At 39.7% G+C, this 11,881-nt stretch carries 6 protein-coding genes; all 6 read left to right on the top strand.

Annotation, left to right across the window (positions count from 1 at the left end; genetic code table 11):
- Positions 1-186 precede the first annotated feature (186 nt).
- The 6 genes from B5G52_RS21355 (at position 187) to B5G52_RS21330 (ending at position 11,873) form a co-directional block, all read left to right on the top strand.
- Positions 187-1,710, top strand: coding sequence for a sulfatase-like hydrolase/transferase (locus B5G52_RS21355; protein WP_087534659.1), 1,524 nt, complete (start codon positions 187-189; stop codon positions 1,708-1,710).
- Between the two features lie 68 nt (positions 1,711-1,778).
- Positions 1,779-3,221 (top strand): sulfatase-like hydrolase/transferase, encoded by a 1,443-nt coding sequence (locus B5G52_RS21350; protein ID WP_087534660.1) that lies wholly within the window; start codon positions 1,779-1,781, stop codon positions 3,219-3,221.
- 25 nt (positions 3,222-3,246) lie between these two features.
- On the top strand, positions 3,247-5,118 hold the full coding sequence (locus B5G52_RS21345; protein ID WP_087534658.1) for a CRTAC1 family protein: 1,872 nt from the start codon (positions 3,247-3,249) through the stop codon (positions 5,116-5,118).
- A gap of 91 nt (positions 5,119-5,209) precedes the next feature.
- Positions 5,210-6,340 (top strand): SMP-30/gluconolactonase/LRE family protein, encoded by a 1,131-nt coding sequence (locus B5G52_RS21340; protein ID WP_087534657.1) that lies wholly within the window; start codon positions 5,210-5,212, stop codon positions 6,338-6,340.
- 495 nt (positions 6,341-6,835) lie between these two features.
- Positions 6,836-10,546 carry a TonB-dependent receptor gene (locus tag B5G52_RS21335; RefSeq protein WP_087534656.1) on the top strand — a complete coding sequence of 1,237 codons (3,711 nt, stop codon included), beginning with the start codon at positions 6,836-6,838 and terminating at the stop codon, positions 10,544-10,546.
- Between the two features lie 58 nt (positions 10,547-10,604).
- Positions 10,605-11,873, top strand: coding sequence for an Ig-like domain-containing protein (locus B5G52_RS21330; protein WP_087534655.1), 1,269 nt, complete (start codon positions 10,605-10,607; stop codon positions 11,871-11,873).
- Positions 11,874-11,881 lie beyond the last annotated feature (8 nt).

Here is an 11,881-nt window from a genome sequence, read left to right as displayed (position 1 = left end):
TACTTGCAGGTGCATTTTGCTAGACGCTTACAATTCGAAGTATAAATATTAGACAAACTTAAATTTATCTATTGCCAATATAAACATCATATGTTTATATTGTTGAGATTAATTTGTATGATGAAGTACGGACTGATTGTTAAAATACTGACGTCGCAACTTTTAGTTGTTTAAAAGGACACACACATGAACTTACTTAAAATAAAAATGGTAATGCTGTTAGGATGCTGCACATTATTTGCTCCCAATTTATATGCAAAAGATACAGAGCTGAAAAACTCTAATACCAAAAAGCCAAATGTGCTTATTTTACTGTTTGATGATATGCGCTTTGATACGTTTTCTTATCGCAACGGCCCAGTTTCAACACCAAATATTGATGCATTAGCAAACGAAGGCACACGTTTTGATCAAGCGATGACATCTACGGGGCTATGCTCTCCTTCGCGCGCGGCTATGTTTACGGGGCGTTGGGGACATAAAACGGGGCTTGACGATAACGTAGGGCTTTATCACTCTCGCCTTTCGGAGCTATCACTTAGTGAAGGCAGCGTAATTAAACGTGCAACCAGCGTAGGCTACGACGTAAGTTATGTAGGTAAATGGCACTTAGGTGCACAAGGCCCAGCACTGCGTGGTGCTAACTTTATGTGGGGGCACGATAAAAATGAAGAGCGTAACGGCCGTCCTTTCACGCCTTATGGTACACAAAAAAGTGTAGCTAGAATGAATGCAGGAGAGCGTGATGAAAAAGGTGAAAAGCACGATTACTATAAAACGCTTCAGGGTACATACGCAGACACAGCAACAGCTAAAGAAGTAAATGAAGGCAAATTAATGCTTAAAAAAGCAGCTAAGTCAGACGAGCCGTTTTTTGGTATTGTTAGCTTTGAACAGCCGCATCCTCCGTACCGCGTTCCTGAACCTTACGCTAGTATGTACGATTACAAAGATATAAAGCTTCCTCCCAATTTTGGTATTGAACGTAAACATAAACCAATGGCGCAAGATGATATTTGGTGGCCTTGGCACGATGTAAGCCACATGACTGAAACCGATTGGCGCAAAGCGCATAGTTTTTACTATGGAGCCATTGCCATGATTGACCACGCAGTTGGCGAACTTATTAATACCGCCAAAGAAGAAGGTTTATATGACGACCTGCATATTATTTTAGTCGGCGACCAAGGCAGTATGCTAGGCGAACATAACCTTTATGACAAAGGGCCCTACGCGTATGACGAATTAATGCGTATGCCGCTCATCATTAGAGATCCAAACCTCGAACCTAAAATAATTAACCGCCAAGTATCTATGCTCGATATAGCACCCACACTTCGCCAATGGATGTCATTACCTCTTGATGGTGACGAGGATGGACGTTCACTCGTACCATTAATGAAACAAGGCGATAGTGCCGATGCAGGTAAAGATGACTTAGCCCTTTATGCGTACGAATGGTACAACGGCGGGTGGTTTGGTATTAGAGCTATACGTACCCCTGAAATGAAATTTGTATGGAATCCAGGCGACAGCCGTGATGAATTATACGACTTAAAAAATGATCCGTACGAAATCACAAACCAAATAGATAATCCTAAATACAAAAAACAGCTTACTGATTTAGTGCATAAAATGGCGGGAGAGCTCAAGCGTATTGAAGACCCGTCATTAACTAAATTTAATCACCACATGAAAGCTTTTTTATAGCCGAGTAATGCCCTTTGGTAGGCCTTAATTGGCCTGCTATTTTTATTAGTAAAATTGAGACTGGCACTATGAAAACACACACAAAATTATTGAGCGCTTTATCATCGCTTGCTTTATTAATAGGCTCTGCAGGTATACACGCAAGTGAGCAAAAACCCAATATTATTCTAATTGTTGCAGATGACCTAGGTTATGCAGATGTTGGTTTTAATGGTTCAAAAGATATTATAACGCCGAATATTGATGACCTTGCTAAATCGGGTACTTCTTTTTCAGACGCTTACGTAGCGCACCCGTTTTGTGGCCCAAGCCGAGCAGCACTAATGACTGGTCGTTATCCACATAAAATTGGCTCGCAATTTAACTTGCCTACACGCGGCTCAAATGTAGGCGTGCCTACTGATGCTAAATTTATTAGTAAATTACTAAACGAAAATAATTACTTTACTGGCGCTTTGGGTAAATGGCATTTAGGTGATGCACCGCAGTATCATCCTAATCAACGTGGTTTTGATGAATACTATGGTTTTTTAGGTGGTGGCCATAACTATTTTCCAAGCCAATATCAGCCAATGTATGAAAAGCAAAAAGCGCAAGGTTTAAAAAATATTTTTGAATACCTAACACCGCTTGAACATAACGGTAAAGAGGTCAAGGAGACTGAATATATTACAGATGCACTTTCGCGCGAAGCCGTTAACTTTGTAGATAAAGCAGCGAATAAAACAAACCCATTCTTTTTATATTTAGCTTACAACGCACCGCATGTGCCATTGCAAGCTAAAGACGAAGATATGGCGATGTTTCCTGATATAAAAAATATAGACCGTAAAACATACGCAGGTATGGTTTACGCTGTTGACCGCGGTATAGGTAAACTAGTAGAAACCCTGAAAAAAAATAATCAGTATGATAATACGCTTATCGTATTTATGAGCGATAACGGTGGAAAATTAAGTAAAGGGGCTAATAACTTCCCACTTACAGCAGGTAAGGGCAGCACACAAGAAGGCGGTTTTAGAGTTCCTATGTTGTTTCATTGGCCTAAACATGTACCAGCTGGCAAACGTTTTTCGCATCCTGTATCGGCACTTGACTTATACCCAACATTTGCAGCTTTAGCGGGCGCTAAAGTTGAAGGAAACCAACATTTAGATGGTACAAATATGTGGCCTGCATTTATTAAGAATGAAAACCCACATAAAGATGAGCCTATTTATGCACTTCGCCACCGTAAAGGTTACAGCGATGCTGCAATTCGTATGAACCAATGGAAAGCATTAAAAGTTAACCAGCAACCATGGCAGTTATTTAATATCGAAAATGATATTTCTGAAAAACACGATGTAAGTAAATCTAATAAGGCTCTGTTAACCGATATGGTGCGTGAAATGGAAAAATGGAGCTGGGATAACCAACAGCCTAGCTGGTTCCATGAAACGACAGAAGGTGTGAACTGGCGATTGGATGCTATGCCACGATTCGATAAAACATTTAAAACGACCAAGTAAGTCTTATCAAATTCACGGAGGCTTTATGAAAGTAAAAGCAATTGTATGGCATGTTTCTTTTTTATGCATGGGCGCAAGTTTACTAGGTTGTCAACAAGCGAGTGCCCTAGCGGGCGCTCAGCTAACAACTAGCAACACATTATTTACTGAACAACACCAAGCAATTAAATTAGAAAACAAAAATCGCCGTAAATGGGATAACGCATTAATAAGTGATTTAGACCAAGACGGTTACCCAGATTTATTACTTACGGATCATGGTTATACCATTCGTTTGTATTGGAACAATAAAGGCGTTTACGACAAAGGCCGCGATCTTATTGTGGGTGATATGCACGGTATTGGCGTAGGCGATTACGACAAAGATGGCAAAATGGATATTTTGCTTTCACGTGGTGGTGGCTCTGGCGATAATGCGCGTAATGCTAAGTTATTTCACTTTAACAAAAGAGAAATAATTGAAGGCGGTGAGTTTTCACCCAAACTGCCAACGTTACGTGGGCGCACGAGTAAGTTTTTTGATGCCAATAACAACGGTCATTTAGATTTATTACTAATGGGATTCCCGCAGGCTAATAGCGGTAAACAAACCAGTAATTTTATTTATAAGAACGATGGTACTGGCAATATAACCCACGCAACTGATTTACCAAAAACTAATCGAGACGGTCAAAAAGTCCTTATTACCGACTTTAATAACGATAAAATTGACGATTTAGTGATTTACGGCGACGGCGCTTTACGTGTTCTAAAAGGAAATGGTGACTTTGCCTTTAGTGACGTAACCGTCAGCGTTTTACCTAATAAAATAATCAATGCGACGGGTGTTAGCGAAATCGATTTTGATAATGATGGTGACTTTGATTTATATATAAGTCGTGCTAACCCTTTACAAGCAGGCGATACGTTTTTTGATGCTAAAAGCCACACATTTGGTTTTTACACCAAGCGTGGACCATTTAAATATGATGACTTACTTATTGGCGATACGCTTAATTTAGTTAACTATCAATCACCTTATCCAAATCAAGATGTATTTGTAGGAGAGGGTGCCTATAAATACAAATTTGAAGGTGAAAGGCACAGTGGTCAAAACGTCAATATTGTTAGCAGTAATGGTCTAGGCTGGGCCGACACTCAACCTAATAAAGGTTTGTATGTTGGTTATATAGGCAATGATAAATGGCGTATGGCGGGTAATACCTTTTCACCTACAACGGGTGTTGTAACTGGTGTTAAACATTATACGGTAAATAAAAAGCCAGTGGCACCATCGGATTTACTGCTTAAAAATGAAAGTGGAAAATTTGTCGATGTGAGTGCTAAAGCTGGCATTAAAACAAATTTAAATACGACCGGCGTAAGCGTGGGAGATTTTAACAACAACGGCTACCAAGATTTGTTTGTTGTTAAACAAGGCAACTTGGTAACGCCTACATCGCAAATACTGTATTTAAATAATGGCGAGAACACATTTAGCCAAGCTCCTCATTCGGGATTAATAACAAACACCTTAGGTACTATTGGCTCAGGCGCAAATGTACTTGATTACAACTTAGACGGCCAGATCGATATTATTATGAATAACGACAGAGGTCAGTGGCACTTATTTAGTAACCAAGCCAATCACAATAATCACTATGCATTACTGCGTGTAAGTAATTCACTTAAGCATAATGCAAGCCCAATTGGTGCTATAGCGACACTTAAAGGCTGTGGTAAAACCCTAACAAGGCGAGTATCGCCTGATGCTGCACCTTATACACAATCATTTGATAACGTGGTGCATTTTGGTTTAGGTCAATGCAATAAAATAGATAGCGTAAGTGTGCGTTACAGTAATGGCGAAGTAATAAGTACATCTAAGGTTAGGGTAGATAAAGTAACTAATCTTTAAGGTAACAGAGTTAACTTTGAGAGGAAAAAAGCAAGGTTTGGCAACAGGCCTTGCTTTTTTCGCAAAAAATTAAGAGCAAAAGGGAGCAATCATGCATAAAAATAACATCACTCATCTTAAAAGTAAATTAGCGGGTTTAGTGTGCTTATTTACTGTGTTTGGTTGCAGTACACACACGACTCAAAGCAATAATAAAAGCATAAATAAAGGGGAAGTAAATGCATCTTTAGCGTCTGTTAAAACGTCTAATACAATGCTAAAGAATACGAGTTTATTTGCATCACTCCCTGATTATTGCCCAACCCCAGACGCTTTAGCTGTTTCTCCTACAGGAAAGCTTACTTTATCGTGCGTTAACTATGCCAATAAAGGGCTACAAGCGGGGGTGCTGGTTAATATTAATAATGACAAAACGTTTACTAAAATAGCCCAGTTATCGGGGCCAAATAATAAAGGAAAGGGTCGTCCTATGGGGCTTGCATATGCACCCGATGGTGCGTTATTTGTAGCAGATAACCAAGGCGCTGGCAAAGGTCGATTACTTAAACTTACCTTAAAAAATAACGCGGTTATTAACACTCAAGTCGTTGCCAAAGGTATGAGTTCGCCAAATGGTGTGCGCTATCAAAATGGCTATATTTACGTAACTCAACTGCGTGTGCCAAGTAAAAGCAAGGCAGAAACTCTCAGCGGAATATATCGTTTTAAGGCTACAGATAGCAATATATTAGTAACTAACAGTACAGATGATCCGCATTTATTGTTTTTGGCTAAAACAGCTAATAAGCAACGTAAATTTGGACTTGATGGCTTAGTGTTTGACTCACAGGGCAACTTGTTTGTGACTAATCTAGGTGACGACTTAATTTATAAATTAACGTTTGATGCAAACAACAATCTGCTTAGCCAAAGTACCTACGCAACGCTGCCAAAAGGAAGCGGACCTGATGGCCTAACGATTGACCCTCAAGGTAATTTATACGCAGCAGGTTTTCTAACGAATCAAGTTATAAAAATTGATAAACATCAAAATGTAACGGTTATTGCATCGTACCCCGATAACAATTCAGAAAATGGTGAATTAGACCAACCCGCCGATATTATTTATTATAAAGGCTCTTTGCTTATGTCGAATTTTGACTTGCTTACAGGTCCAGGCATTACCAATACTCGGCATGGGAAACCTTATACGGTAAGTGAAATTAAGTTACATGATAACTAATCGCTTAATTTAAAACTGTGTGTATTGCAGTGTATGTCAGAGCTTTAAATTTATGGGCAATACATCTATTTTACATCTATTTTATAGCTGTAAATACCCTAATGAGCATAAATTACTATTATAAACCCTCGTAAATTTCTTCCTGAATTGCTCAATTCTGGTCATTTTTGAACGACATTTTTTTGTTTTGTATAAAAATAAAAATACCTGTGCCATTTTCACTTAAATATTATGTATTTAAATTGTTTAAAAACATAAGTTTAAATTTACTCGTTTAAAAAAGAAACAAAAATGTAAAAATCAAAGTAAACAGCTTGTAAATGTAAACATCATATGTTTAACTTGATCGTAAGTTAAGCACCGTTTTTGAGATAAAACTAGGGTTCTAGAGCGTTCATTTATTTTATCGGCATTACTTAACTAATAATAAAAAACTGACGACATCAACATACACTGGCATTGAGACACACGATGCCGAAAAAAGGAGAGCACACAATGCAGCATAACTTTAGGTTATCAGCAGTCTCTGCAGCTATTATCGCTTCGCTTATTTCATCATCTGCTTTTGCACAAGAAGATGAAGAAAAAGAGAAAATAAAACTTCAAAAAGATATCGAAATAATTGAGGTTCAAGGAATCAAAAGTAGCTTACGAAAAGCGGTAAACGCAAAGCGTTTTTCTGACAATGTAAGTGACTCAATTCATGCTGAAGACGTAGGTAAATCCACAGATCAAAATATTGCTGATGCACTATCTAGAGTCACAGGGGTGAGTATTCAAGAAGAAGGCGGTGAAGGGACTCGCATATCAGTACGTGGTGCCGGACCATCTTTGAACCAAATATCAATGAATGGCGTCGCACTTACCGGCGGGCTAAGTACCGATGGCTCTAGTTCGGGCGCTACTAACGATAACAGTGTTGATTTAAGCTCATTTTCGTCAGATATATTGTCATCTATTGATGTAATTAAAACATCTTCTGCTGATAACGATGAAGGTTCGCTTGGTGCAAGTGTTGTTTTACGTACTGTAAAGCCTTTAGATCTAAATAAACCACGACGTTCTTTTACTGTTGAGGGGCGTTATAATGAATTTTCTGATGAAAATGACTCACGCATTAATTTTAGCTTTTCTGATAAATACTTCGACGACACCTTTGGTTTTATTATAACCGCCTCTAAAGATACACAAAAAACACGACAAGATCGTATCAATACTGATTGGGCTAACGGCGCAATTCCTATTGTTGATTTAGATGATGCAACGGGCCGTACAGCGCATGACACCGCTACAGGCAAAGCAATCAGGATACTTGGGAATCAACGTGATGCTGATGGAAATAAGCTTTTTGGTGAAAATGGAGAAGCATTATTAAACCCACTGAGTTCACTTAATAATTACGACCCTGAAACGCAAATATTGCATGAAGGTGATTTATTTGTTTTAGCGCGTGAGGTTATCGACTTTACATTAAATAATGACCAACGAGATCGTCTATCAGTATCGACCGGGTTTCAATACCGCCCAACAGACTCACTCGATATTCAGCTTGATATTACCCATACAGAGCAGGATGTATTAACCGACAGTCAGCGACTGCGTTTAAACATGGGGCCCGTTACACCTTTAATTCATCCAGGAGATGACAATACAGCATTAAACGGGGTTGATTTATCAACCAATACCTTACAGCAATCAAGTAGCCGCTCTACAGGTGGTAACTTTGTTCGCTCTTACGGTCTACGTGAAATAGATACAAACGTAGCGTCACTTGATATTGATTATCAAGTGACCGATGCACTGAATATGAATGTGCGCGCTGGTTTTTCTAAAACGACAGATGAAACACCAGACGATGATGAGAAAGATCGTTTCATCTCTATCAGTACAGCTACATGGGGCACAGCAGGTCGTCAGATAGTTGAATCAATGCCTGATGGCAGTCACGAAATGGTTGGCTACGACTGCGACGCTAATGGAGAATGTAGTTACTTAACAGGTGTTACACCGGGGGAGTTTGATGCCTTTGATGGTACGTCTAATGCGGTATACAGCCGTTTTAATCCGTATGACATGCAGCACAATCACTTAGGTAGTTTAGTGCTTCGTAAAAACAAATTAGCCGATACAAACAAGTCGCTTTTTGTTGATTTTGACTATGCGCTTGATGGCGACTTTATTAGATCGCTTGAGTTTGGAGTTAAGTGGACAAATCGTAAAAAAGATGTCTCTATTCAAAATAGAGCAACTACTAATGGCAGTGATTTAATAGATTTAGAAGACCCTGATCAAGCGTTTGAAGTACGTGGGCTTGGTACAATTCGTTTAGCCGATATAGTCGCTGATAGCGCCTATCCTTACGATAATTTTGGTGAAGATATTCAATCAGATCGCTCTGCACAGTTTTTTAATGGGTGGCCACTACTGGACGCAGAAAAAGCGCTTGAAATTGTATCAGGTAAAGATGCGGGCGAAGTAGGTATACGTGAAACCATTACAGGCAGTCGTAATATTGAAACCGAAACAAAGGCTGCTTATTTTAAAACAAATTTTGAACTTATGGATGGCCGTTTAACTGGTAACCTTGGCCTACGCTATGTGAAAGATGACACAACAGCAACAGGCGTTGGCGGTATTAACTATACGCGTTTTCCACAAATGGTTGATGCGTACAATTTGTTAGTTGAGCGTGGTTTAGCAAATACAAATTTAGATGCCTGCCCGGAAGCTGTTATGGGGGTATCTGACACGGGGCAGCCTGATCATCGTTACACACCAGCAAACGATGCTGAGCTACAAAACTGTTGGGCATGGCAAATTACTCATGCGTATAACCGCTCAAATCCAGCTACTTTCCCTATTGATCCGCAAACGGGTCAGTTTGTAATTCCTGGGGCTGATGGCAACACCGGACTAGGTGTAAATCAGCAGGTGTTTGTAGATGAAAAGGGCAATATTGTAGCTAACAATGCATTACCTTCTTTAATTTATGACAGCAACGGAAATTTAGTTCCAACGTCTGCTAATGCATGGGCACACTTTGCAAGTAACGGACAAATTTGGCCATTTTTAGACAGAACAACCTCATTTACAGGAACACAAGGTAGCGGACGTGAAGTTCAAGACCGTATTGCATGGGTAACAAAAAAAGGCGGACATGACGCTTATTTACCTAGCTTAAACTTAAATTATGCAGTTAACGACGAAATGATTGCACGTTTTGCAATTAGCAGAACCATGACCCGTCCTCGTTTTGATTCATTGAACCCACGTACACAAATATTCGAGCAACAATGGGACTCTGCTAATGGCTCAGCAGGGAATGCAAATTTAAAACCGCTTAAATCAACCAATCTCGATTTCTCTTATGAGTGGTACTTTAGCGATTCAGGCTTGCTGTCGGTAGCGTTCTTTTACAAAGATATGAAAGACTTTGAAGAAACGGTTGTTGTTCCGTATCACTACAAAGACGTTAGAACTGAATACGATTTACAAACAGCCGATTTATTACTTGATTACGATGAAAATAGAGCTCCAGGTGGCGAAGAAGATTGTATGCCACTTAGGCAAGTTGCGGGCTTTTTTGACCAATGGCGCATTGAATGTGACGTCGTAAACGTTACCACAGTAACTAATGGCAAAGGCGCAGATATTAAAGGTGTAGAACTAGGTTACAACCAAAACTATGACTTTTTACCAAGTTATTGGGGTGGCTTAGGTTTAAACATGAACTATACCTTCCAAGATTCAGAATCTGATCGTCAGCAGGTAGGTAATACCGATATATTTTTAAAACCACTACCACAACCTTACACTCCAAAGCATTCCCTAAATACAACACTGTATTGGGAACGAAAAGGGATTCAATTACGTTTAGCGAGTCGCTATACCGGGGAGCAATTAGTTAACCGAGGTTTAGTTGGCGGTGCTACATGGCAAGAAGCAACCCATCGTTTGGACTTTAGCTCAAGTTATAAAATTAATAAAAACTTTAGCATAACTTTTCAGGCACTTAACTTAACTGATGAAACTAACCGAATTTATTACACCAGTTCATTTACGCGTAATGCGTTTGAAGCTAACTCGCAAGAAGTTGTAATGGATGAAGGTAATGCAATTGAAGATGGCAGTGTAACTACTTCGCGTACAGCATCAGTTTGGAAAACAGGTCGTCAGTTCCGTGTTGGTCTTCGCGGTACATTTTAATTGAAACCTATTAAGCAGCATACACTAGTGTGCTGCACTACCTATTTGGGAGAGTAAGATGAAACACAACTTACTAATAAAAACAGCAATCAGCAGTGTAATTTTTTCAATATTAACAGGGTGTGGTGGAACAGATGAAGGTTACGACCCGCAGTTTAAATCTGATTCAGCACTTGTAGTCGATGCTGCAGTGATCACGAGCACATTTGATGAAGAGTCCGGAGTTCAAGAAATTGACTTACTACAAGGCGTTACAATCGACGGTACGCCCGCATCTGATTTTGGCGGGACTATAAACATAAGTGGTTTAGAGTTTACTGCTAATAATAACTTTATTACTCCACAAGCAGACGCAAACACCATTGCCTCACATAAAGTTTCACCATTTACCCAATCAAGTGATAGCACTAAATTAGTGGTGAATACCGATGCGTTTTCGGCGGCATTAAGACAATGCGACCAAACCGATGTAAGAGGCGCATTAGACAGTGATGGTAATCCCATTGCGGATGGGAATTTGGATTTTCCAAGCCAAGTTATTTATAACATTACCTATTCTATTGATAATGGCGCAAATCGCATACCCGGGGAGGCACTACCTAGCCGTACATTGCAATTAACGATCAATGCAATTGATGACCCTGTATCTGAAGTAACTGTTTCACCAATAGAGATCTCTGCAGGTGCTCAAGCAAATGTATTCGCATCAGCAATACCAAGTTACGCGTGTAACCCCGCACTTGTTTACTCAATTGCAGATGAAGATATTGCAACCATTGATGAAAATGGCCTTATTAGTGCTAAAAGTACCGGTGAAACGACTATTACAGCCACAAGTGTTGATAACCCCGAAGCTTCAGCAAGCGCCATACTTACAGTGACAGGTGCTTTTAGTCTTGCAATAACAAACGACGATAAAAACGAGTTAGGCGCTTCTTCAGGTAACAAGGACGTTCCAATCTGTGTGGTCAGTGGTGTAGAAGTCCAGCCGGCTTTACTAAACGCAGAGTTAAGCGGCGAATATACTTTTGATTGGACACTTAACGATGAAGTTTCATTTACGAAAAGCTTAACCGCAAAAAGCGGCTTTGGAGAAGTACTTGCCATTAAAGCACCTACAACAATAGACAGCTCAAATACGGTAACGGTTGGACTTATTGATGGCGATACAGCAAGTACACCTTTATCACTTATTTCGCAAAAAAGTATTACGGTTAATACTGTTAATAACCAAATGTGTGAGCCGGGTGTGTCTGAACACGAAGCAGGCTTTAACACCGACTTTAACCTCAATGGTGAAGGCGCACCTTATACCAAACACATTTAATTGATGAT

This window comes from Pseudoalteromonas sp. A601, from assembly GCF_002165575.1.
Taxonomy (GTDB): domain Bacteria; phylum Pseudomonadota; class Gammaproteobacteria; order Enterobacterales; family Alteromonadaceae; genus Pseudoalteromonas.
This window is presented reverse-complemented; position numbering and strand designations above follow the sequence as displayed.